Origin of the sequence: Grimontia marina (genome assembly GCF_900060185.1) — a bacterium.
GTDB classification, from domain to species: Bacteria; Pseudomonadota; Gammaproteobacteria; order Enterobacterales; family Vibrionaceae; genus Enterovibrio; species Enterovibrio marinus.
This window is the reverse complement of the sequence record NZ_FIZY01000003.1, coordinates 93,974-116,727: the sequence shown is the minus strand read 5'-3', so window position 1 is coordinate 116,727 and position 22,754 is coordinate 93,974. Positions and strand designations below refer to the sequence as shown.

Below are 22,754 nucleotides of genomic sequence, written 5' to 3'. Positions count from 1 at the left end.
CCAAACGCCAAAAAGGCAGCATGTTAATCATCGCTGTATTTGCGATGACAGCTTTGGCAGCTCTCGGTGCAGCACTGATGCAAATCACCACATCACAAAGTGATACCAGTACCCGCGAAGTTTTGGGTACCCGCGCCTGGCTTGCGGCGAACAGCGGCACGGAAATGGCGATGGCGAGATTGTTTCCACTAGCGACAGACGTTAATAACCTGCCTTTAGCGGTGTGCAGTGAGACACCTGTTGTGACGAATTTTAGTTCTGCTGGCCTTCGCGGCTGTTTGGTCTCAGTGACTTGCGAAACCATTGATGCTGGCGAGTTTGTTCAATACCACGTTGAGAGCAAGGGGCAATGCGGTAGCGGTGTGCACCAGGTTGTTAGGATTCAGGAAAGTTGGGGTAAGGGGATTTCCCGATGACGAGGATACTATTGGTTTTCATTTCTTTGGTATTCAGCCCAATGCTCTGGGCTTTGTCTAACAGTGTTTACTTCCCCGGACCAGCGCAGGCGCCGGCTCTTCCTGCAAGTGCCGGAAACGCGAAAAACTGTGGTGCTCACAATCCAACAGATGCAAAGAACTGTCTACAAATCACAAGTATATCCACGATTTACCAGCCTGATAAAAACCCAGTTGAGGTAGGGTATGATCATGCATTTTATGGTAGTGGTGTCACCTGTAATGATTTTGGAGATGCTCCACGAAATGCATGTGTCAAGGTGGGCGATAGAGCAGAAGATAAGGGACTGACCGTTCTATTGAAAAAGAGTGCTGGTGGTGTGCTGGAAGATAATAAGACCTATCCGTTAGATCATACCCAGACGGTTCACTACTTTGACGATTCTACCCCCAACTATCATACGTTTTCTCTTCGCTATGGCAGCACAGTGACCTTTGAAGAAGGGAGCTATTACTTCGGCGACTTTTTTGTTGGAGAAAATGTTGATGTAACTATTAATGGTCCCGTGGAGATCCACGTCAACAAGCTGAAGTTGGCAGATAAGGTAAGGATAAACATCAAGGGGGATCCCAAGAACTTGATTTTCTGGGTGCATGAAGAGGAAAGTCAGGAGACTTTGTATAGTGCGCAAATCGGCTCAGACTCCATCATTTATGGATATGTTTATTCGGTGGGAACAGTAAAACTATCGGGCACAACACAGCCTGGGACATGGGGTACAACTATTTATGGAGCGGTTACGGCAAAATCACTCGTGCTGGCAAACGAATCTATTATCAAATTCGGAGGCTTTCTCGACAGCTACAACCTCTCATTAGATCCAGTATCTGATAGAGCTGATAGCTGCTCAGCTATTCCAATTACCTTCGAAGTGAAAGATGACAAAGGCGTTCTTCAGACCGATATCTCCGGCGACTTGACTGTTAATGCGATGAATTCTCCAGTAGCCTGCTGGCGAGAAAGTCCCAATGGTGGCTGCAATGGAAGCACATCAGGCACATTCGCTCTTAGTGGCGGAAAGCGCACCCTTTGGCTACAAAATAGAGCGATTGGCACTATTAACGCAGAAGCCACCTTCACCTCGAGTGAAACCGGAGAACTCAAATCCGAACAAGGCAATTACACCTTTGCTGCTGGTGGATTCCGTTTCTCTCCTTCGCCATTAAAAATGGTGGCAGGTAAACCGGAAAAGTTAACCATTGAAGCAGTTTATGGCGATTGTGATCCCACACCTATCCCTGAATATGAGGGGACAAAACAACTGAGTATTGGGAATGCAAACTATCAGCAACCCAACTACACCTCTGCAGGAGCACCACATAAACCGTCGGTAAATGGAACTGTCGGTGCACAAACCATCGAAGTGCTGTTTTCCAAAGGCGTAGCAAAAGATGCTCTGACCTTAAACTATTTAGATGCGGGTGTGCTCTCTATTCCCGTCTCTGAAGTTCAAAGTGCAAATGCTGCTGGCAGTAATAGCGCCACTGAAGTTGAAGAAGATTCGAAGAGTGTTGAAAGCAGACAATTAAATGGGGATATCTCTTTGCATGCGCGCCCTTACACTTTTGCTGTTTGCGGCAGTTTACCTTCACTTTCAGATGTGTCGAACCTGAAGGCTTTTGTCAAAGCTGGTGATCCGTTTACCGCCGCTTTGAAACCTGTCATATGGCAAAGCGGAGATTTGTCAGGAACTGCACTGACCAACGGAGGAGTCGTTCCACTCAAGCCAAATTTCTGTGGGCGAGCTACAACACCGAGCTTTTGGCATCAAAATGCGCCTGCTGCCACAGTGACCTTGGATGAAACTGCCTTTGTGGTCACGCCAGTTAACGGAAGTAATGCGTCTATAACCGGTATTGTTCCTCTTGCGCATACAGAAACGAATAATGCGAGTGATGTAAACAACGTTCGTTATCGATTTGTAGATGTCTCAGTTGATGAGGTCGGCGCATTTGGAGTTCGTTCAAAGCTGGCAGCAAACTACCTCGATATGGCAGTGAATCCAGGTGAAAGGCCATTAGGCCGTTTTTATCCTTCCCACTTCTCTGTTTCTGGTAGTTTAACTTCTGCTATCACTGCCAGTGAAGACAGCAGCGGTGATGGTTTTACTTACCTCAATCAGCCTTTTGATGGTCAATACACGGTTTATGCAATGACGGCCGATAACAAGCCGGTTAAGAATTACCATCTGTTTGGCGATGCATACAAAGCAGAGTTTGAAGACTATGTAATTAAACCAACATCGACGAATCCCGTTGCGGGTCAGGACCTTTCTGAACGTTGGGTAAGATCATCGCAAACCCAGTGGAAAGCAGGTGACGATGGAACAAGTCAACTGTCACTCACGTCTGAGCGAATGAGTGTTGGGAAAGGGAGCACCCCAGATTCACCATTTGATCCACTGCACTTTGCTGTTGGAGTGAGCAAAAATGATATCGATAACACCGACTTCATCTTTTGTGATGTTCAGAATATTGCTGGGTGTGAGACCAGAGTTGTTAGGCCAGTTAGCGGAGATAGACCATCAACAGATGGCGCTGAATTTTCTACGGGTGAATTCATGTTCGGGCGTATGCGTATCGAAGGTTTCACTGAAACCCATGATTTCTCTTCTGAACAAACCATGCCTGTTGCAGTCGAAGTCTTTGATGGTTCGAGATTTGTCACTAATGCCCGGGACAATGCTTCGTTTGTTTCGACAACGATTGGTGAAAAGGAACTGTTGTTTAGCTCAACGCCAGATGCTAATCAGCAGGCTAAGATTTCACTGAAAGATGATGCGGGCAATACCATCAGCAAGAAAACTGTCAAAAATGGCCGTTCTGAGTTCAGAGTGACCCCTCCATCCCAAAATGGACAGTTAAACCGGGAGCAGTTCCGTTACTGGCAAAAGCTTGGAGAAGGTGTGTTACCTCAAACCTGGTTGCAACATAATTGGCAGGGTAGGCAATTTGATGATGATCCCAGCGCAATTGGAACCTTTGGGTTTTACCGAGGAAGTGATCGTGTCATCTATAAAGGTGAAAAAAACATCACATTGACAGGGGAATGAAAAAAAAGACAGATCTCATTCAGGTTTGTAGATCATCACCTTGCCGCGCCCCGTCAGCGTTGGTACATTTAGCGGAATTTGAAGAATTTTAACGCTTGCAGGATTAACCGAAGATTATGTTTAAGAAACTTCGTGGCATGTTCTCTAACGATCTGTCTATCGATCTGGGAACAGCTAACACTCTCATCTATGTAAAAGGGCAAGGGATCGTTCTGGATGAACCTTCTGTTGTCGCAATTCGTCAAGATCGTGCAGGCTCACCAAAAAGCGTCGCGGCAGTCGGTCATGAAGCAAAACAAATGCTGGGCCGTACGCCAGGAAACATCGCAGCTATTCGCCCAATGAAAGACGGCGTTATCGCTGACTTCTACGTGACTGAGAAAATGCTGCAGCACTTCATCAAAACGGTTCACGACCATAGCTTTATGCGCCCCAGCCCACGTGTACTGGTGGCAGTTCCTTGTGGTTCTACCCAAGTTGAGCGCCGTGCTATCCGCGAATCTGCACTGGGCGCAGGTGCGCGTGAAGTTTATTTGATTGACGAGCCAATGGCTGCTGCAATCGGTGCGGGTCTGCCAGTATCTGAAGCGACCGGTTCCATGGTGGTCGATATCGGTGGTGGTACAACGGAAGTTGCTGTTATCTCTCTGAACGGTGTGGTTTACTCATCCTCTGTACGTATCGGTGGTGACCGCTTTGACGAGTCCGTCATCAACTACGTGCGTCGTAACTACGGTAGCCTGATTGGTGAAGCAACTGCGGAACGCATCAAGCATGAAATCGGTTCTGCGTACCCAGGTGATGAAGTACGCGAAATCGAAGTGCGCGGCCGTAACCTTGCAGAAGGTGTGCCACGTAGCTTTACTCTGAATTCGAACGAGATTCTGGAAGCGCTGCAAGAGCCGCTGACAGGTATCGTATCTGCAGTGATGGTTGCACTGGAGCAATGTCCACCAGAACTGGCATCCGACATTTCTGAACGTGGTATGGTGCTGACCGGTGGTGGTGCGCTACTTCGCGATCTAGACCGTCTGCTGACCGAAGAAACCGGCATTCCGGTTGTTGTTGCTGAAGAGCCGCTGACCTGTGTTGCCCGTGGTGGTGGTAAAGCGCTGGAAATGATCGACATGCACGGTGGCGATCTGTTCAGCGAAGATTGATCCTCTTCCATCAACAAACAGGTTGTAACTGAATGAAACCAATTTTTGGCCGTGGGCCATCGCTACAATTACGCCTGTTCTTCGCTCTTTTAATATCAGCCAGCCTTATGCTGGCTGATAGTCGTTTGGGTGCCTTCACCAATTTCCGTTATTTGCTGAACTCGCTGGTCGCTCCGTTGCAATACGCGTCGAACGTGCCGCGTGATCTGCTCGATAACGTCTTCCGTCAGTTCACTTCGCACCAACAGCTGTTGATTGACAATACCAAGCTCAAAGAAGAAGTCCTGCTGCTGCGAAGCGGACAGTTGATCCTGGATCAACTGGAGCAAGAAAATCAGCGTCTACGCGAGCTGCTGGGCTCTCCGTTTGTGCGTGATGAGCGTAAAATGGTGGCGGAAGTGATGGCAGTGGACTCCGACCCTTACAAGCATCAGGTAATGATTGATAAAGGTCGTACAAACGGTGTGTACGAAGGCCAGCCAGTGATTAACGAGCGCGGTATTGTGGGGCAAGTTTCCTATGTCGGTGCGCACAATAGCCGTGTACTGCTTATCACTGACCCAACCCATGCGATTCCTGTACAGGTGGTGCGCAACGATATTCGCGTTATCGCTTCAGGCCGTGGAGATAACGACAATATCCAACTGGAAAATATCCCCAGCAGCACGGACATTGAGCCGGGTGATATGCTGGTTACATCCGGCTTGGGTGGTGTATTCCCTGAAGGCTATCCTGTGGCGAAAGTGACTTCGTTCTCATTTGATAACAAGCGCCCGTTTGCACAGGTAGATGCCAAACCGGAAGTGCAGTTTGACCGTTTGCGATACCTGCTATTGGTGTGGCCAACTGACGTTGAGAAAAAAGAAGCGGTTGAAGAAGAAGGGCAAACACCTGCAAGTGAAGATGCTCAACCTTCAACAACTGAAGAACAAGCTGAAGAGGTAAGCAATGGCTAATTCAAGCATGCGTGGCCGTGCGCTTATCTGGCTGTCGTTTATTATCGCATTGATCCTTCAGGCCGCTCCCTGGCCGGGTGAACTTGCACCATTCCGCCCATCTTGGGTCTTGCTGGTGGCTTTCTATTGGGTGCTGGCATTGCCGCACCGTGTGAATGTCGGTACCGCACTGATTGTCGGTTTACTTTGGGATCTCATGCTTGGTTCCACGCTCGGCGTGCGTGGCCTGATGATGTCGGTGCTGGTCTATATTGTCGCACTGAACTTCCAGATGCTGCGTAATATGTCGCTTTGGCAACAGGCAGCACTCTTGTCTTTGCTGACGTTGGCAGGAAAAGTGCTAGAGTTTTGGGCGGAGTATTTAGTCTCCAACGTTCAGTTCGATCCCGCACAGCTATGGGCGGGTCTGCTCAACTTCTTATTGTGGCCTTGGCTATTTTTACTGCTGCGACGGGTACGCCGTCAGTTTTCGATCAAGTAACCTGGAGAAACCATGGCAGGTCTTCAACTTTATCTCGCATCTGCCTCACCTCGAAGGAAGGCGCTGCTGGAACAACTCTCTGTCCAGTTCGAGATTTTACGTGTTGACGTTGAAGAGCAGCGCCAGCCTAATGAACAAGCGGCGGATTATGTCCGCCGCTTATCCTTTGATAAAGCCAAAGCTGGTGTAGATATCGCACCCGAAGATCTGCCTGTACTCGGCTCTGATACGATCGTAGTCTGTGATGGCGAGGTGTTAGAAAAACCGACTGACCTTGATGTGTCGCGTGCCATGCTGCGCCAGTTGTCAGATCGCCAACATCAGGTGATGACGGCTGTCACGCTGGCTGACCGGAACCATTTTCTGACTACATTGGTCACAACAAATGTGTGGTTCAAACCCCTGAGTGATAAAGAAATCGAAGCCTATTGGCATAGTGGTGAGCCTTGTGACAAGGCGGGAAGTTATGCGATTCAGGGACTCGGTGGCAGATTCGTGACCCGTATCGATGGTAGCTATCATGCCGTTGTCGGTCTGCCACTTTACGAAACAGATACTCTGTTGAAAGAATTCAAAAAATTAAGCGGTAAAAACTTATGAACGCAGAGTTATTAATTAACGTCACGCCTTCAGAAACCCGGGTCGCCATGATTGAGGCGGGTAATCTGCAGGAAGTGCATATTGAACGCGAAGCGAAGCGCGGTATCGTTGGCAACATCTATAAAGGTAAAGTGAGCAGAGTGCTGCCAGGTATGCAGGCAGCCTTCGTTGATATCGGCCTTGATAAAGCAGCCTTCCTACATGCCTCTGACATCGTTCCTCACACCGAATGTGTGGCTGAAAACGAGAAGCAGCAATTTCAGGTGCGCGATATTTCTGAGCTGGTCCGTCAGGGACAGGATATTGTGGTGCAGGTGGTGAAAGACCCGCTTGGTACCAAAGGCGCGCGGCTGACCACAGATATTACCTTACCTTCTCGTTATCTGGTGTTTATGCCTGGGGCTTCACATGTGGGTGTATCCCAACGTATCGAAAGTGAAGAAGAACGCGAACGACTGAAGAATATTGTTTCTGACTACTGTGACGATCTGGGTGGCTTTATTATACGCACAGCGGCAGAAGGCGCATCAGATCAGGAAATGTCCCAAGATGCAGCTTTCCTCAAACGTCTCTGGAATAAGGTGTTAGAGCGTCGTGCCAAACGCCCTTCTAAGTCGATGCTCTATGGTGAGTTGGGTTTGGCACAACGCATCTTACGTGATTTTGTTGGTACAGAGCTCAACATCATCCGTGTTGATTCCCGTACGGCGATGGAAGCACTTCGCGAGTTTACCGAAGAGTTTGTGCCTGAGCTTTCTGGCAAGCTTGAGCTCTATACCGGTGAACAGCCAATTTTTGATATGTATGACACTGAAAACGAAATTCAGCGCTCGCTTGATCGTAAAGTGGAGCTGAAATCCGGTGGATATTTGATCATCGATCAGACTGAAGCCATGACGACGGTGGATATCAACACCGGCGCTTTTGTGGGCAGACGTAATCTCGAAGAGACCATCTTCAACACCAACACTGAAGCCACTCGTGCCATTGCGCGCCAACTTCGTCTTCGTAACCTCGGCGGTATCATCATTATCGATTTCATCGATATGAGCTCAGAAGAGCATCGCCAGCGTGTGTTGCAGTCACTGGAGCAGGCCCTGTCGAAAGATCGTGTAAAAACCAACATCAACGGATTCACTCAGCTCGGACTGGTAGAAATGACCCGCAAACGCACCCGAGAGAGTATTGAGCACGTTTTGTGTGGCCAATGCCCAACCTGTGAAGGTCGTGGTTCAGTGAAGACGGTCGAAACGGTGTGCTATGAAATTTTGCGCGAAATTACCCGTGTGAACCGAGCATACGAAGCCGACAAGTTTGTGGTATATGCGTCGCCGTCTGTAGGTGAAGCACTGGAAGGTGAAGAATCGCACGCGGTGGCGGAGCTTGAAGTCTTCATTGGGAAACAAGTGAAAGTGCATATAGAGCCGCTGTATACCCAAGAGCAGTTTGATGTAGTGATGATGTAAGCGAGACCGTTCTTTTAATGGCAAAATTTGCTCAACGCTTAGCAGTGACGGTGAAATGGCTTCTTGTTGTTTTACTGGTGAGTGCTGCGGTATTTACCGCAGCCATGCGTCTTGTATTGCCTAATCTTGATACGGCTAAAGCGCCGATACAGCGTTGGGCAAGTGAGACCTCTGGTTTTACTGTCGATTTCTCTACCTTCAAAGGGCACTGGCGTTATCTGGTGCCTTCTTTGTCTTTGAATGACCTAACACTTTCTACTGAAGCCTCCCATCTCGAAATTCTGACGGCTGAAAGCATCGACATGCAGTTCGATCTTTGGGCGAGTCTTCAGCGCCGTAAGCCGACATTTTCCAATGTGACCATCACTGGGCTAAATGTCGACCTAACCCAACTCCCTGAGCGAGATAACACGGGTAATGAAAGTCTGAAGTCCCAGTTGGAGCGCCTGTTTCTGGTCGGGCTTGGCCAGTTTGCTATTCATGACGCCCAAGTGACCTTGCTGTCGCCGTCTGAAGAGCGCAAAACCATAGATATTAACTCTCTGCTTTGGGATAACCGCGCAGGGACTCACCATGTTCAAGGTGTGGTGAGTGTTCAGGGAACATCACTCAATAAGCTGGATGTGCAGGGTGTGTTTACCGAAAACAACGGTTTGGGTTCACTCGATGGTGAGTTCTACGTGAAGGCAGACGATGTGTCGCTGAAAAGCTGGATCAACAAATTCATCAATCCTGACGTATCACTGGCGACTGCAAAAGTGGGTGGCGAAGCATGGCTGAAAGTAGATAAAGGTAACGTACGTTCGGCCCTTATCAGCTTGAATAACAGCGATATTGCCTGGTTCCCGAACGTTCCCGCATTACAAAGCCAGGCCAGCAGTACTCAATCGGTCAATATTCAGCGCGGACAACTCCTGGTTGAGCAATCCGGCGATAGCTGGCATATCGCCACTGATAACTTCGCGATTAAAACCGATGGCAAGCTCTGGCCCGAGCCGAACCTGCGTGCAGATATCAACGATGATGCTTGGCGGGTGAACCTTGGCTACTTTGACGTGCAGTTGTTGCTCCCTCTTCGAGAGTTGGTCGCGCTGCCCAAAGGGGTGGAAAACGCCATCAATGAATTGGCGCCAAAAGGCATGGCGCAGGATATTCGTGTTGAGCAACAAAAAGGCGGTGAGGTTCACTACTCTGCAGCCCTGAAAAACGTTGGTTTCAAGCATTGGACCTACTTGCCGGAAGTACACAAACTGGATTTGACCGTGGCAGGTGTGGGTCAAAACGGCAAGGTCACGTTGGCAATGACTGAGGACATCCTGCCGTATGGAGAGTTCTTTCAGGCACCTCTCAATATCGAGCAGGGTAATGTGGTTGGTTATTGGCAGATGCATGAAGATAGCGTGACTATCTGGTCTGACAGCGTGGCTGTGCGTTCGCCTCATCTGGATGTGGTGGGAGAGTTCCGTCTGGATATCCCGTTTGATAACCGAAGTTCCTGGCTCGCTTTCTATGCCGAAGCCAGCCTGAATAATGCGGGTGAAACTTGGCGATACCTGCCTGCCTTAGCGTTGGATGAAGAGCTCACCGACTACCTTTCAGCTGCGATTCGCGGTGGACAAGCAGACCATGCCAAATTGTTGTGGTATGGCGACTTTGAAACTTTCCCGTACCCTGAGCATCAGGGCATTTTCCAAGCTTATGTGCCGCTCAAACGAGGCCAGTTTAGCTTCGATACCCAGTGGCCGACACTGACCGATTTGGAACTGGATCTGCTGTTCCAAAATGACGCCCTGTATCTTGATGCGTCCAATGTTGGCTTGATGGGTGCGCGTGGCTATGGATTGAAAGGGGAAATCCCTTCCTTCAGCGATGAAGATAGTGTACTGCTGATTGAGGCCAATATTGCCTCAAGTGGTGCAGACCTGCGTGACTACATGCTGGCGACGCCACTTATAGACTCTGTCGGTGCTGCACTGACTCATGTTCAGGTTGATGGAAAAGTGAATGGTAAAATTTCACTGAACATCCCGCTCAATGGTGATGATGTATTGACCAAAGGCAAGGCGACGATAAAAAACAGTACCGTCTCCATCGTTAGTCCTGAAATGACCTTCGAGAAGGTCAGCGGTGCCATCGAATTTGATAACGATGTGGTGTGGGCGAAAAAGCTGAAAGCCAAGTTGTTGCAGCAGCCCATCAACATAGGGTTTAAAGGTGAAACCGAATCCGATAACTATCTGGTTAACATTAACATTGATGGTAAATGGGAGGCAGACAAGCTGAAAGCTGCGTTGGACCAGCCAGATATGTCTTTCATTGAAGGGTATTCTGCATGGGATCTGAACGTTGGTATTGCACTAAAAGATGTGGGCTTTACCTATGACGTGAAGCTCGATGCTGACCTAACGACGTTGGACTTCAATTTGCCTGCGCCTTTAGATAAGCCCTCCTTCATCAAAGGCCAGGGGAGTATGAAAGCCTCTGGCGATGCTCAAAGTTTGGTTGGACAGGTAGAGTTGCCAAACGTGAAATATCAGGCCAATGTCGACATCAGTGGTGAGTTGCCTGTGGTGAAGAGAAGCCGCACTGTGATTGGTAAAGGCGAATTATCGTTGCAGCCACCTTCTGGTAATACGGTCAGTGTTGATGTACCTGTTTTGGATATAGATGCATGGAAAGAAGTGGTGGTAAAAGCTGAAGCAGCGCACCGTCATTCCAAAGATTCGATGCCCATTGTACTGCCAAGCCCGTCACGCCTGAATGTTAAAGGGGGCAAGGTGCAGGCTGGAGATCTGGTCTTCAATAACTTTTCCATGGCGGCGCGTAAGAAAAGCGATGGCTTCCATGTGTTGGTGGGCAGTGAAGAACTGTCGGGTGATGCTTGGTGGGATGAAGATAATTTCCTGACTGTTTCTGTCGATCACCTGTTTCTCAATGTGGATTTGGGCAAAGAGACGCCCGAAGAAGGTGCTGATCGCAAAGATACCCGACTGGCGAATGATGTGGACCAAGCCTTAATGCACTACATCCCATCGACTGATCTGATAATCAGGGAGTTGTGGCTGCAAGGGTACCGTGTTGGTAAGGTGGAAACCCAACTGCTGAAGCGGGGCAAGACGATCACCATGCCGAAGTTTGCCATCGACAGCGGTGGCGCACGTGTTCTTGCCAATGGTAATTGGTCTATATCGAATAAAGGCTTTAACCATTCAGAACTTACCTTTGATGTGTCGGCAAAAAACAGCAGCGATCTGATGGGACGCTTTGCTGTAACGGGTGGTATTCATGACGCGACGGTGAAAACCTCGGGTGAGCTTAGCTTTGATGGTGCGCCTTGGTCGGTGAATGTCGAGACCCTGAATGGCATGCTCGAAACCAAAATAGAGAATGGATATATCAGTGGCGTGGGTGGTGCTGGGCGGTTGCTTGGCCTGTTTAGCCTTGATTCCATCTTACGGAAAATACAGCTCGACTTCACCGGTGTATTTGAGGATGGTCTTGCTTTTGATGAGATAAGTGGCCGTGCTTCAATCACTAACGGGGTAATTGTCACGGATAATATCCAGATGAATGCGCTCGCAGGTGATATGTTTATTAGAGGGATAGCAAATCTTGCGAAAAATCAGGTTAATGCGGACGTAAGATTCGTACCTGATTTGACCTCTGGGATTCCGGTTTTGACTGCATTTGCTGTCACTCCTCAAACCGCTATCTATGTATTGGCAGTCACTACAGTGCTCTCGCCAGTTGTAGATGCGTTCACACAGGTTCGTTATCAGGTAGCCGGGACCATTGATGACCCCGTTGTCAGGGAAGTTTCGCGTAGCACAGGCGAAGTAACGTTGCCTGTGCAGGCCACCAAGCGCCTGCGGGAACAGCAGAAGGAGCAATGAGTAATGACCAAATTTGGCGTCGTACAAATGAATTCAGGGATGGATCCCGAAGCTAATCTGGAAGTGCTGGAAGGCCAGCTTAAGCATCTGAAAACACAAGGCGTAAGCTTGGTGTTGACACCGGAGAACTGTCTGGTGTTCGGCACAAAGGAAGATTATGACAAACACGCCGAAGTGTTGGGTCACGGTCCGCTCCAGAAGAAGCTTTCCCAACTGGCGTTTGAACTCGGTATTTGGCTGGTGATGGGGTCATTCCCTATCCGCAATAACGACGGTACGCTGAGCACGACTTGTTTGGTCTACGATGCTACAGGTAATCTCCGCGCTTCCTATGAGAAGCTGCACATGTTTGATGTCGATATTGCTGACAACCATCGCAGCTATCGTGAGTCTGATACCTTCAAGTCCGGTGACAACTTGGTTTTGGTAGATACGCCTTTCGGCACGCTGGGTCTTTCTATCTGCTATGACATCCGCTTCCCGCAGCTTTATTCGGCACTTCGCCAGCGCGGCGCGGACATCATTGTGGTGCCAGCAGCGTTTACGAAAGTCACCGGTGCGGCGCACTGGGAAGTGTTGCTGAGAGCTCGTGCGATTGAAACCCAATGTTGGGTGCTTGCAGCAGCACAATGTGGCAGCCATCAGGGTGGTCGAGAAACCTATGGTCACTCTATGATTGTTGACCCTTGGGGTCAGGTGGTCTCCGGCCTAAATGACCAGATTGGTGCCGCCTGGGCAGATATTGATTTGGCTTCAAACAGCGCCATTCGTAGCAAAATGCCTGTCATGCAACATGCCCGGTTGCAATGCGCGATGAAATAGCGCAGTCTCGAACTCATATCTTTCCCGCAATACACTTGATTGCTGGACATTATTTTTTTAGTGCTAAAGAGCAGTTTATTCATGAGCCTGGAACACGTGGAAGAAACCATGCTGCACCTTTCCGGTGTCAGTAAAAGTCAACTTAGCGAAACGCTTGAGCATTTGGCGGCAAGAAACATCGACTATGGTGATGTTTACTTCCAGTCGTGCTGGCACGAGTCGCTGGTGCTTGAAGATTCCATCATCAAAGATGGCTCATTTAACATTGATCGCGGTGTTGGTGTCCGAGCTATTGCGGGTGAAAAAACCGGCTTTGCTTATTCAGACCAGATCAATGCTGATGCCTTGATGCAAAGCGCGACCGCGGCGCGCGGAATCGCAGACAAAGGCGGAAAGCTAAAAGTGTCTGCGTTTACTTCCCGTCAGTATCCAATGATTTATCAAGCGACTGACCCGCTGCAAAGCATGTCCAAAGAGGAAAAAATCGCACTGCTGAAAGAAGTAGATGCTTATGTCCGTGCCAAAGAGCCTTTGGTGCAGGAAGTATCAGTCAGCATTGTGGGCGTGTATGAGCAGGTATTGATTGCTGCAACAGACGGTACTTACGCAGCTGATATCCGACCGCTGGTGCGTTTTTCTGTCAGCGTACTGGTGGAAAAAGACGGCCGCCGTGAGCGCGGCTCTGCTGGCGGTGGTGGCCGATTTGCCTATACCTACTTCACCTCAGAAGAAGACGGTAAAACCGTTGCGATGAATTATGCCGATGAAGCAGTCAGACAGGCGCTGGTGAATCTTCATGCCAAAGGTGCACCAGCTGGCACCATGCCTGTGGTGCTGGGCGCAGGTTGGCCAGGCGTCTTGCTGCACGAAGCGGTGGGTCATGGTCTGGAAGGTGACTTTAACCGTAAAGAGTCGTCTGTGTTTACCGGTCAGGTAGGAGAGCAGGTGACTTCTCCACTTTGTACCATCGTTGATGACGGCACTCTGCAAGATCGCCGTGGCTCGCTGAACATTGACGATGAAGGTGTGCCGGGTCAGTACAACGTGCTGATTGAAAATGGCATCCTCAAAGGTTATATGCAGGACAAGCACAATGCGCACCTGATGGGCGTGGCGCCAACGGGTAACGGCCGTCGTGAGTCCTACGCACATTTGCCGATGCCTCGCATGACGAATACCTACATGCTGGCGGGCAAAAGCACGCCGGAAGATATCATCAGCAGCGTGGAATATGGCCTTTATGCCCCTAACTTTGGTGGCGGCCAGGTGGATATCACCTCTGGCAAATTCGTGTTCTCTACCAGTGAAGCCTATCTAATCGAAAACGGTAAAGTGACGACGCCAGTGAAAGGTGCGACGCTAATTGGCAGTGGTATTGAAGCTATGCAGCAGGTGTCTATGGTCGGTAACGACCTGAAGCTGGATCGTGGTGTTGGCGTGTGTGGTAAAGCTGGTCAAAGTGTGGCGGTTGGTGTGGGTCAGCCAACCCTCAAGCTGGATGCAATGACGGTCGGCGGCACAGAATAATTGCTGCGGATTAAAGACTAAGAAGCCGGGTAAACCCGGCTTTTTTAGTCTTCAGACTCTGCTTTCAGCGTTTTCAGCATCTGGAAGATTTCGCGGTAAGCTTTTGGCGGCTTATTGCCTTCCTGTTCTTTCTTAGCCTGACGGGCTAATTGACGCAGTTTCTGACGGTCAGCGGTTGGGTACTGAGCCACTACATCGTTAATGGCAGCATCACCTTCTGCGACGACGCGATCACGAAGCTTTTCCATTTTGTGCAGCTCAATCGACTGTTGGCTGTGCTTGTTACGCAGCAAATCCAAAGCAGCCTGAATAGGCTCAGGATCGCGGGCGCGCATCAGTTTGCCGATGAACTGCATTTGCCGGCGCTTGGCTTCTTTGTCAAAGCGTTGTGCGTCAGAAATTGCTGTACGCAAATCGTCGTCCAGCGGAAACTTTGCCAGTACAGAAGGTTTTAAAGCAACCAGCTCTTCGCCCAGCTTCTGCAGTTCTTCCATGTCACGTTTCATTTCGGTCTTGCTGACCCAAATGATCTCTTCTTCCTCTTCCCAAGGCTCACGTTTGTTCTTACGGCCCATAATTCTTCCCGAGGTTGTTTGACTGTTTCGATAACGGCGTATCTTATCAAGAATGTCGAATTTTGCTGGTGTTTTTTAAGCATTGCGGCCCTCTCGAGTGGTATGCTTATCAGCAACACTCATTAATTTAAGACCTTATGGACGTGAAACAACAGGTTGCTCAGCAACGTACTGAGCTGGAAGCGGCGGTGACCCGTGCGCTGGAGTTGGCGGGTAAGAAAGCGGATGGGGCAGAGGTGGCAATCACCAAAACCACGGGCATTAGTGTATCGACCCGCATGTGCGAAGTGGAAAACGTCGAGTTCAACAGCGATGGTGCGCTGGGTATTACTGTTTATCGCGGCAACCGTAAGGGCAGCGCTTCTACCTCTGATTTGTCTGAAAAGGCGATAGCTCAAACCGTTGAAGCGGCTTTGGATATTGCAAACTATACCTCAGAAGACCCGTGCTCAGGCCCTGGCCCGAAAGAGCTGATGGCGTTTGATTATCCAGATTTGGATCTGTTCCACCCGGATGAGCCAGAGCCGGATCACGCGGCAGAAAAAGCGATTGCTGCTGAGCGTGCAGCGTTGGATTATGACAAGCGCATCAAGTTCAGCGATGGTGCAAGCTATGATAGCCACTACGGTGTGCGTGTTTACGGTAACAGCCATGGCATGCTGGGCAGCTATGCCTCCAGTCGCCACAGCATCAGCTGCAGCGTGATTGCTGAAGACAGCAAAGGCATGGAGCGCGATTACAGCTATACCGTTTCCCGTGACAAAGACGAACTATGGGCGCCGGAAAAAGTGGGTACCGAAGCAGCCAAGCGCACTCTCTCGCGCATGGAGCCGCGTCGTCTGGCGACTGGACAGTTTCCTGTGATGTTTGCTGCGGATGTGGCAACTGGTTTGCTTGGGCATTTGGTGATGGGGATCAGCGGTTCAAATCTCTACCGTAAGTCTTCTTTCCTGCTGGACAAGCTGGGTCATCAGATCCTGCCTGATTGGTTTGAAATCAACGAGCGTCCACACATTTTGAAAGGTATGGCGAGCGCACCGTTTGACAGTGAGGGTCTGGTGACCCGCGATTTGGATATTATCAAAGGTGGCGAGCTGCAAACCTATTTGGCAACCAGCTATGCGGCTCGTAAGCTGAACATGCAGCCGACAGGTCACGCTGGTGGCATTCACAACTGGTTTGTGAAAAACACCGGCCAGTCATTTGAGCAAATGCTGAAAGAACTGGGCACCGGCCTTATGGTGACTGAGTTGATGGGGCAGGGTGTGAATATTGTGACTGGCGATTACTCACGTGGTGCAGCGGGCTTCTGGGTAGAGAACGGTGAAATCCAATATCCTGTCAGTGAAATCACGATCGCAGGTAATCTGGAGGATATGTATAAGCAGATTGTGGCAGTGGGTGCAGATACGGAGTTCCGTAGCCAGATCCAGACCGGTTCAATCCTTATCGAGTCGATGAAAGTGGGCGGCGAATAAGCGCATTGCTGAATAGGCCGAGAGAAGAAAGCCACCTTAGTCAGGTGGCTTTTTTGTCGGCTAATAGCCAATGATATAGCGGGACTTCACTTTTCCTGTCAGGAGTTTGTTCAAGGCAATGGCAATCAACATGCTTAGGGTGATCACAACAAAACATGTCACGAGATAGTACGGAATATTCGTTGATTCCGGGTGATTCAGGAATGGCAGCCTTTTAATGGTGGTCAATACCCATGGATGGATAAAGAAAATCGCAAAGCTGGTATCGGATATCAGATCCGTTAATTTGGTTTTGAAAACGAAGGTTTCCAGTAAGAAATAAAGCCCAATAGATAAAAACATTTTCTGGATAAACATGATATCGATACCGGCATATTCGAAAATGTTTTTTGAGTAGCTCCCTATATGTCCCTGAGTATATTGGTAAAATGCCAATATAACGGCAATTGAAAGAAGAATTAGTGATTTGATACCACAGTTTTTATTGATTTCTTCACGGTAAAGTGAAATGTAGATGCCAGCCAGATAAAAAGGCGTGAAGTAAACCAACATCTGTATCGGGTTAATATTCTCATAAGATCGGTGTAGGAAAATAGAAATAACAGAGGATAAGGTAATAATTATGATTTGAGTACGTCGGGATAGTTCAATAAATTTAAAATGAAATGGAGAAACGAGGAATAAAAGAATGGCAAATGGAATATACCAATAAGCGGTCAGCATTCTTCCTGTTAAGTAATACCTAATAGCTGTCGTAAAGGAGCTGTCATCCTTAGAGAAAAATACAATTCTGTAATAGTCTGCATCCGCAGCGAAGAAGCCAGACTTGATTAAGTATACGAGTGGGATTGCGAGCGAAGTAAGAATCAGGTATGGGACGATAATTCTTTCAAACTTCCCTTTCATAAATAATTTGTATTGATATCTCTTATAGAAGATATGATGGAACATATAGCCAGAGATAAAAACAAAAAGTGCGGTGCCACCAGTAAGGATGTTTTTAATAACTGAAATAATTCCATCTGTATTAACAAAGCCATAAATATATGAGTGACTCATCACGATCGCGATGATTGCGACAGCTCTATAATTATGGATCGATTGTAAGAACATAATAAACTCCTTCTCCAGCATTAGGGCTGGATACTTCACTTTTGATAAGTTATTAATGGAGCCTAATTTTTAATTGTTCGTAAAAAATAAACAGCATGAATTTTTTGCAGTTTTAAAACTAAAAAAGTGTGTAAGTTTTATTTATGGGGAGAGCTTCATTTATTTAGAGATGAATTGGTTAAACTTGTGACAAAAAAGCCTCCCGAAGGAGGTCTTTGTGAAAAAACTGTTGCAACTTAAACAAGGAACAGCGTTGCCAGTCCTAAAAATACTGATAGGCCAACCATATCTGTGATGGTCGTCAGTGCCATTCCTCCAGCGAGGGCTGGGTCGACTTTCATCTTCTTGAGCAATATCGGGACGGTCACACCTGCGACACCCGCAACCACTAGATTGGTCAACATGGCAGCAGCAATGATACCACCCAGCATCAAATTACCTTTCCAAAGCACGACCACTCCGCCGATGATACAGGCCCAGAGCACGCCATTTAGAAGGCCAACCAAAGCTTCTTTGTTTAGAAGCCACCGGGTATTGGAATCACCAATGTGACCAACAGCGAGACCTCGGATAACCAAGGCGACTGTTTGGTTACCGGCAACACCGCCCATGGAAGGGACGATAGTCATCAATACTGCGATGGCTGCCATTTGATCGAGAGTATTTTCGAAAAGGTTGGAGACAGAGGCAGCAGCAAGGGCGGCGAGTACGTTGGCGCCTAGCCAGATGCTGCGGCTTCGGGCTGATTTCAATACCGGCGCGAAGGTGTCTTCTTCGTCATCCAGACCCGCCATACTCATCATCGAGTGCTCCGCATCTTCACGGATGATATCAACCACGTCATCGATAGTGATACGGCCAACAAGCTGGTGTTCTTCATCGACAACAGGTGCCGAAACCCAGTTACGGCGCTCAAAGAGGCTGGCAACGTCACTGTCGCTCATATCGACAGGGATGGCGTCATCTACATCTTCCATCACTTCCAGTACTTCAGTATCAGGCTGGGAAGTGAGCAAGACGGTGATGGGTAATTCACCAATCAGTCTGCTGTTTTCATCGACAACATAGAGAGCGTCAGTGGCTTCTGGCAATTCGCCTTTCATACGAAGGTAGCGCAGCACCACATCCACAGTCACGTCTGAACGGATGGTCACCACGTCGGTGTTCATCATCCCACCGGCGGTTTCTTCCGGGTAGGCCAGAGCCTGCTCTACGCGCGCCCGATCCTGTGCATCCATCTGCGACAGAACGTCTTGGGAGACATTTTCCGGCAGGCTTCGGAGCAGGTAAGCCAGGTCGTCGGTGTCCATACCTTCCGTCGCAGCAGCAAGCTGCTCGGGCTGCATTCGGACCATGATGCCGTCTTTGATGTCCTCAGAAAGCTCTTCGAGAATCTCACCTTGCTCTTCAGGATCGGTCAATTGCCATAGAACCAAACGGCTCTTTGGTGGGGACGCTTCCAGCAGGTGCGCAATGTCCTCGGGCTCCATGTCTTCCAGCATGCGACGGACATGAACGAACATGCCGTTTTCGAGGGCGCGACTCACTTCCTGCAGTGTTTGGTGCGTTTGGCTGGGTTGTTCTACTTCGTAATTCTCTGCCATGTGAGTGTCCGTATGACGGCGGGTAACGCAATGACATGAATATTAACGCAAACAGTCAAAGCTGTCTTTGGCGTTTAAGAAGGAAAAGGGTGGGAAATGAGATTATTTCTGTGAGAAAAGGTTAGTTCTCCTCGTCAAAGCCTGCTTCAATGAGGGCCGTGATAGCATCGAAGGCTTGTTGCGCTTCGGAGCCTTCCGCAGAAACCTTGATTTGTTCACCCTGACTGGAGTCGAGAAGCAGAATACCCATAACACTATCTGCCGTCACGGTTTGTTCGTTTTTGGTCAGCATGATCTGAGCATCAAAACTCTGTGCGAGTTCGACCAGTTTAACGGCGGCACGGGCATGTAGCCCCAGACGATTGCGGATTAGAACGTCCTTGCTGAGTTGATTCATACTTTCCCCTCCAGTGTACGGTGACGAACCTGAACCTGATGACCTGTCGCAGCGAAGTAATCCGCAAGATACTGAGCGATGTATACAGAGCGGTGTTGGCCACCTGTACAGCCAATGGCGACAGTCAGGTAACTGCGGTTGTTGTTTTCCAGTGCTGGCAGCCATGACTCAAGGAAGCTTTTCACCTGGGCAATCAGCATAGCGACGTCCTGCTCACCCGCAAGGAACATTTTTACAGGCTCATCCAGTCCGGTGAGTGGACGCAACGCAGGCTCCCAATGTGGGTTAGGTAAGAAACGGACATCAAACACATAGTCTGCATCAGATGGTAGCCCATGTTTGAAACCGAAGGATTCAAACACCATCACCAAGTCGCGGTTAGTGCGGCCAAGAACCAATGAACGCACAGCTTCACTTAAATCATGCACTGAGTGTTTGGAGGTATTGATAACTTTATCTGCACGCTCTTTGAGTGGGGTCAGCAACTGATTTTCACGCTCAATAGCTTGTTCAAGGGAGAGGTTATCTCGGCTCAGTGGGTGGAGACGTCGGGTCTCGCTGAAACGTTTAACGAGCTCTGAATCGTCGGCGTCGAGGAAGAAAATATCAATATCGACATCGCTTGGCAGCTTGGCCAGTGTGAGGGCGATTTCTTCTGGATCAGCCGGCATATTGCGGATATCGATACTGACAGCAATGAGGCTGTCTTGGTCGTTTTGAGCTGCAATAAACTGCGGCAACAGGTTCACGGGAAGGTTATCAACGCAGTAATAACCCAGATCCTCCAGAACCCTTAGTGCGACGGATTTTCCAGAGCCTGAACGGCCGCTGACAATTTTAAGCTGCATGATGCGCGTCCCTGAGCTGCTTAGCTTGTAATTATATCGTAGAGCTCTTGGTCTGAGCTTGCATGACGAAGTTGACGGCAAATCTGTTTGTCACCGAGCTTCTGCGCAATCAATGAGAGTGTTTTGAGGTGCTCCTTACACTGGTCATCCGGCACCAGCAGGGCGAATAGTAGATCAACAGGTTGGTTGTCGATAGCATCAAACTCGATGGGCTCTGCACACTTTACAAGCACGCCGACGGCGTGGTCACTGTTGAAGATACGGCCATGGGGAATGGCGATACCATTTCCGATACCCGTACTGCCCATTTTCTCTCGGCCAAGCATACACTCGAACAGCTTTTGCGGGTTTTGATCCAATTGGCTGGCAGCCAGTTCGCTAATCACTTCAAGTGCACGTTTCTTACTTGAACAAAGGACTGCACTTTTTGTGCAGTCCAATTTGAGTACGTCTTTGAGTTCCATGATTAATGGTGATTCATCTTTTCTTTGTGTTTGGTTAACTGTTTAATCAGCTTATCGGTCAGCGAATCGATCGCCGCATACATGTTTTCTGAGTCGGCTTTTGCGTGAATTTCACCGTTATTGACATGCAGGGTCGCTTCGGCAATCTGCTGCAGTTTTTCGACGTTAAGCACTACATGAACATTATTGATGTGATCAAAAAAGCGCTCAAGCTTATCAAACTTGGTTGTCACGTAGTCTCGGAGTGCATCTGTGACTTCAACGTGGTGACCGGTGAGATTGATTTGCATAAACATCTTCCTTCTGGTTGAGACGCCTAGATAAGGCGCTTGCGCTGATTTGACGGTGCAATTCCCAGAGACTCACGATATTTTGCTATCGTTCGTCGCGCGACCTGGATCCCTTGCTCCGCCAGAAGTGTGGCAATCTTGCTGTCGCTGAGTGGCTTGGCTGGGTTTTCGGCAGCAACCAATTTTTTCACTAGCGCGCGGATTGCCGTAGAGCTGCATTCACCGCCATTGTCAGTACTGACATGGCTTGAGAAGAAGTACTTCAATTCAAATATGCCACGGGGCGTGTGCATATATTTCTGCGTGGTAACACGGGAGATGGTGGACTCATGCATGTCCACGGCTAGCGCGATGTCGTTAAGAACCATCGGCTTCATGGCCTCCTCGCCGTATTCAAAGAAGTCCTGTTGGTGTTCCACAATGCAACGCGCCACTTTCAGCAGGGTTTCATTGCGGCTTTCGAGACTTTTAATCAGCCATTTTGCATCTTGCAAATGGCTGCGGATAAATTGGCTGTCTGCAGCGCTGCAACCGTTTTTGGTGAGTGCCGCATACTGCTGGTTAACCTTCAGACGTGGCACGGCATCCGGGTTGATTTGCACCACCCACTTGCCACGGTCTTTGAAGACGGAAACGTCCGGAACAACATATTCTGCTTCATTGGTGACGATGAGGTTTCCGGGGCGTGGTTCAAGACTGTGGATGAGGCGCATGACCTCTTTTAGCTCCGGCTCGCGAAGCTTGGTGTCTTTCATTAACTGGCGGTAGTCGCGATTCGCAAGCAAGTTCATGTGCTCACGCAGCACCATGCGCGCTTCAGCCAGCCAAGGCGTATCTTCAGCAAAAGCAGCGAGTTGGATCAGCAAACATTCTTGTAGTGAACGTGATGCGACACCTAATGGGTCAAACTGTTGAACTCGCTTGAGTACGGCTTCGACTTCATCAAGTTCAACTTCATCGTCCTCCGTACCAAGGCTTTCAAGAATGTCTTCTGCAGAAACGGTGAGATAGCCCTTGTCGTCGACAGCATCAATGATGGCGGTAGCAATGGCAAGGTCGACTTCGGTAAAGGGGGTGAGTTGTAGCTGCCAGTTGAGATAATCGTAAAGGGTTTCGGTGGTTTCACCTTGATAAACGGGTGCGTCGTCACTGACGGAAATTCCGGTACTTCCGGTATTGGCACTGTAGAAGTCGTCCCAGGTGGTGTCGACAGGCAAGTCGTCGTGCATTTCCTGCTGACCCAGTGCATCAGAACTATCCATAGTGTCAGGGCCATCTGTTTCAGATTCTGACGCGGAGGCGCTGACTTTCTCTTCCCCCTCAAACTCCTGTGCGCTATCGCCGTCGATATTGTTATCGGCGTTTTCGTCTTGCTCGAGGAGTGGATTAGCTTCCAGCGCTTCCTGGATCTCCTGTTGCAAATCAAGCGTCGACAGCTGAAGCAGGCGAATTGCCTGTTGCAGCTGTGGAGTCATTGCAAGTTGTTGGCCAAGCTTGAGCTGAAGCGAGGGTTTCATAGTTATACTGGCACCTTTCCTTTTATCTATTATCAGTGCAAATGTCAGTGCATAT

19 protein-coding genes are annotated in these 22,754 nt (G+C 49.1%); 11 read left to right on the top strand and 8 right to left on the bottom strand.

Annotation, left to right across the window (positions count from 1 at the left end):
- Positions 1-20: 20 nt before the first annotated feature.
- The 10 genes from GMA8713_RS02835 (at position 21) to tldD (ending at position 14,413) form a co-directional block, all read left to right on the top strand.
- Positions 21-416, top strand: a complete 396-nt coding sequence (locus tag GMA8713_RS02835; protein WP_198159442.1) for an MSHA biogenesis protein MshP — start codon at positions 21-23, stop codon at positions 414-416.
- Entirely contained in the window at positions 413-3,508 is a 3,096-nt protein-coding gene (locus GMA8713_RS02830; RefSeq protein WP_062705525.1) for a DUF6701 domain-containing protein, read from the top strand. The genes GMA8713_RS02835 and GMA8713_RS02830 overlap by 4 nt, the downstream gene beginning before the upstream one ends.
- A 116-nt stretch (positions 3,509-3,624) precedes the next feature.
- A complete protein-coding gene (locus GMA8713_RS02825; protein ID WP_062705524.1) occupies positions 3,625-4,668 on the top strand; it encodes a rod shape-determining protein in 1,044 nt (347 codons plus the stop codon).
- Positions 4,669-4,700: 32 nt separating this feature from the next.
- A complete protein-coding gene (mreC, locus tag GMA8713_RS02820; RefSeq protein ID WP_062705523.1) occupies positions 4,701-5,624 on the top strand; it encodes a rod shape-determining protein MreC in 924 nt (307 codons plus the stop codon).
- Entirely contained in the window at positions 5,617-6,105 is a 489-nt protein-coding gene (gene mreD / locus GMA8713_RS02815; RefSeq protein WP_062705522.1) for a rod shape-determining protein MreD, read from the top strand. Before mreC ends, mreD begins: the two co-directional genes overlap by 8 nt.
- Positions 6,106-6,117: 12 nt before the next feature.
- Positions 6,118-6,705: a Maf family protein gene (locus tag GMA8713_RS02810; RefSeq protein ID WP_062705521.1), complete on the top strand. Its 588-nt coding sequence runs from the start codon at positions 6,118-6,120 to the stop codon at positions 6,703-6,705.
- Positions 6,702-8,171, top strand: a complete 1,470-nt coding sequence (gene rng, locus GMA8713_RS02805) for a ribonuclease G (protein ID WP_062705519.1) — start codon at positions 6,702-6,704, stop codon at positions 8,169-8,171. The genes GMA8713_RS02810 and rng overlap by 4 nt, the downstream gene beginning before the upstream one ends.
- Positions 8,172-8,188: 17 nt before the next feature.
- Positions 8,189-12,064 carry a YhdP family protein gene (locus tag GMA8713_RS02800; protein WP_062705517.1) on the top strand — a complete coding sequence of 1,292 codons (3,876 nt, stop codon included), beginning with the start codon at positions 8,189-8,191 and terminating at the stop codon, positions 12,062-12,064.
- Positions 12,065-12,067: 3 nt separating this feature from the next.
- Positions 12,068-12,886 (top strand): carbon-nitrogen hydrolase family protein, encoded by an 819-nt coding sequence (locus GMA8713_RS02795; RefSeq protein WP_062705515.1) that lies wholly within the window; start codon positions 12,068-12,070, stop codon positions 12,884-12,886.
- Between the two features lie 81 nt (positions 12,887-12,967).
- A complete protein-coding gene (gene tldD / locus GMA8713_RS02790) occupies positions 12,968-14,413 on the top strand; it encodes a metalloprotease TldD (protein WP_062705514.1) in 1,446 nt (481 codons plus the stop codon).
- A gap of 44 nt (positions 14,414-14,457) precedes the next feature.
- On the opposite strand, the gene yjgA is transcribed toward tldD, so the two are convergent.
- A complete protein-coding gene (yjgA, locus tag GMA8713_RS02785; RefSeq protein WP_062705512.1) occupies positions 14,458-14,988 on the bottom strand; it encodes a ribosome biogenesis factor YjgA in 531 nt (176 codons plus the stop codon).
- Positions 14,989-15,125: 137 nt separating this feature from the next.
- On the opposite strand from yjgA, the gene pmbA reads away from it, so the two are divergent.
- Positions 15,126-16,466 carry a metalloprotease PmbA gene (pmbA, locus tag GMA8713_RS02780; protein ID WP_062705510.1) on the top strand — a complete coding sequence of 447 codons (1,341 nt, stop codon included), beginning with the start codon at positions 15,126-15,128 and terminating at the stop codon, positions 16,464-16,466.
- A 60-nt stretch (positions 16,467-16,526) separates the two neighbouring features.
- On the opposite strand, the gene GMA8713_RS02775 is transcribed toward pmbA, so the two are convergent.
- The 7 genes from GMA8713_RS02775 to GMA8713_RS02745 all read right to left on the bottom strand — a co-directional run bounded on the left by GMA8713_RS02775 (position 16,527) and on the right by GMA8713_RS02745 (position 22,699).
- Entirely contained in the window at positions 16,527-17,579 is a 1,053-nt protein-coding gene (locus GMA8713_RS02775) for an acyltransferase family protein (protein ID WP_062705502.1), read from the bottom strand.
- 236 nt (positions 17,580-17,815) lie between these two features.
- Positions 17,816-19,183 (bottom strand): magnesium transporter, encoded by a 1,368-nt coding sequence (mgtE, locus tag GMA8713_RS02770; RefSeq protein WP_062705500.1) that lies wholly within the window; start codon positions 19,181-19,183, stop codon positions 17,816-17,818.
- Positions 19,184-19,304: 121 nt separating this feature from the next.
- Positions 19,305-19,580, bottom strand: coding sequence for an HPr family phosphocarrier protein (locus GMA8713_RS02765; RefSeq protein WP_062705498.1), 276 nt, complete (start codon positions 19,578-19,580; stop codon positions 19,305-19,307).
- The gene (gene rapZ, locus GMA8713_RS02760; RefSeq protein ID WP_062705496.1) at positions 19,577-20,428 is read right to left on the bottom strand and encodes an RNase adapter RapZ; all 852 of its coding nucleotides are present in this window, start codon (positions 20,426-20,428) and stop codon (positions 19,577-19,579) included. Before rapZ ends, GMA8713_RS02765 begins: the two co-directional genes overlap by 4 nt.
- A 20-nt stretch (positions 20,429-20,448) precedes the next feature.
- Complete coding sequence (gene ptsN / locus GMA8713_RS02755; RefSeq protein ID WP_062705494.1) at positions 20,449-20,892, bottom strand: PTS IIA-like nitrogen regulatory protein PtsN; 444 nt, start codon at positions 20,890-20,892, stop codon at positions 20,449-20,451.
- A gap of 2 nt (positions 20,893-20,894) precedes the next feature.
- Positions 20,895-21,182 (bottom strand): ribosome hibernation promoting factor, encoded by a 288-nt coding sequence (gene hpf, locus GMA8713_RS02750; protein ID WP_062705492.1) that lies wholly within the window; start codon positions 21,180-21,182, stop codon positions 20,895-20,897.
- Between the two features lie 26 nt (positions 21,183-21,208).
- Positions 21,209-22,699: an RNA polymerase factor sigma-54 gene (locus GMA8713_RS02745; protein WP_062705490.1), complete on the bottom strand. Its 1,491-nt coding sequence runs from the start codon at positions 22,697-22,699 to the stop codon at positions 21,209-21,211.
- Positions 22,700-22,754: the final 55 nt, after the last annotated feature.

What these genes read in the sequence shown, in the direction of transcription:
- GMA8713_RS02835 (WP_198159442.1), top strand. Translation starts at nt 21, where the DNA reads ATGTTAATCATCGCTGTATTTGCGATGACAGCTTTGGCAGCTCTCGGT.
- GMA8713_RS02830 (WP_062705525.1), top strand. Translation starts at nt 413, where the DNA reads ATGACGAGGATACTATTGGTTTTCATTTCTTTGGTATTCAGCCCAATG.
- GMA8713_RS02825 (WP_062705524.1), top strand. Translation starts at nt 3,625, where the DNA reads ATGTTTAAGAAACTTCGTGGCATGTTCTCTAACGATCTGTCTATCGAT.
- mreC (WP_062705523.1), top strand. Translation starts at nt 4,701, where the DNA reads ATGAAACCAATTTTTGGCCGTGGGCCATCGCTACAATTACGCCTGTTC.
- mreD (WP_062705522.1), top strand. Translation starts at nt 5,617, where the DNA reads ATGGCTAATTCAAGCATGCGTGGCCGTGCGCTTATCTGGCTGTCGTTT.
- GMA8713_RS02810 (WP_062705521.1), top strand. Translation starts at nt 6,118, where the DNA reads ATGGCAGGTCTTCAACTTTATCTCGCATCTGCCTCACCTCGAAGGAAG.
- rng (WP_062705519.1), top strand. Translation starts at nt 6,702, where the DNA reads ATGAACGCAGAGTTATTAATTAACGTCACGCCTTCAGAAACCCGGGTC.
- GMA8713_RS02800 (WP_062705517.1), top strand. Translation starts at nt 8,189, where the DNA reads ATGGCAAAATTTGCTCAACGCTTAGCAGTGACGGTGAAATGGCTTCTT.
- GMA8713_RS02795 (WP_062705515.1), top strand. Translation starts at nt 12,068, where the DNA reads ATGACCAAATTTGGCGTCGTACAAATGAATTCAGGGATGGATCCCGAA.
- tldD (WP_062705514.1), top strand. Translation starts at nt 12,968, where the DNA reads ATGAGCCTGGAACACGTGGAAGAAACCATGCTGCACCTTTCCGGTGTC.
- yjgA (WP_062705512.1), bottom strand. Translation starts at nt 14,988, where the DNA reads ATGGGCCGTAAGAACAAACGTGAGCCTTGGGAAGAGGAAGAAGAGATC.
- pmbA (WP_062705510.1), top strand. Translation starts at nt 15,126, where the DNA reads ATGGACGTGAAACAACAGGTTGCTCAGCAACGTACTGAGCTGGAAGCG.
- GMA8713_RS02775 (WP_062705502.1), bottom strand. Translation starts at nt 17,579, where the DNA reads ATGTTCTTACAATCGATCCATAATTATAGAGCTGTCGCAATCATCGCG.
- mgtE (WP_062705500.1), bottom strand. Translation starts at nt 19,183, where the DNA reads ATGGCAGAGAATTACGAAGTAGAACAACCCAGCCAAACGCACCAAACA.
- GMA8713_RS02765 (WP_062705498.1), bottom strand. Translation starts at nt 19,580, where the DNA reads ATGAATCAACTCAGCAAGGACGTTCTAATCCGCAATCGTCTGGGGCTA.
- rapZ (WP_062705496.1), bottom strand. Translation starts at nt 20,428, where the DNA reads ATGCAGCTTAAAATTGTCAGCGGCCGTTCAGGCTCTGGAAAATCCGTC.
- ptsN (WP_062705494.1), bottom strand. Translation starts at nt 20,892, where the DNA reads ATGGAACTCAAAGACGTACTCAAATTGGACTGCACAAAAAGTGCAGTC.
- hpf (WP_062705492.1), bottom strand. Translation starts at nt 21,182, where the DNA reads ATGCAAATCAATCTCACCGGTCACCACGTTGAAGTCACAGATGCACTC.
- GMA8713_RS02745 (WP_062705490.1), bottom strand. Translation starts at nt 22,699, where the DNA reads ATGAAACCCTCGCTTCAGCTCAAGCTTGGCCAACAACTTGCAATGACT.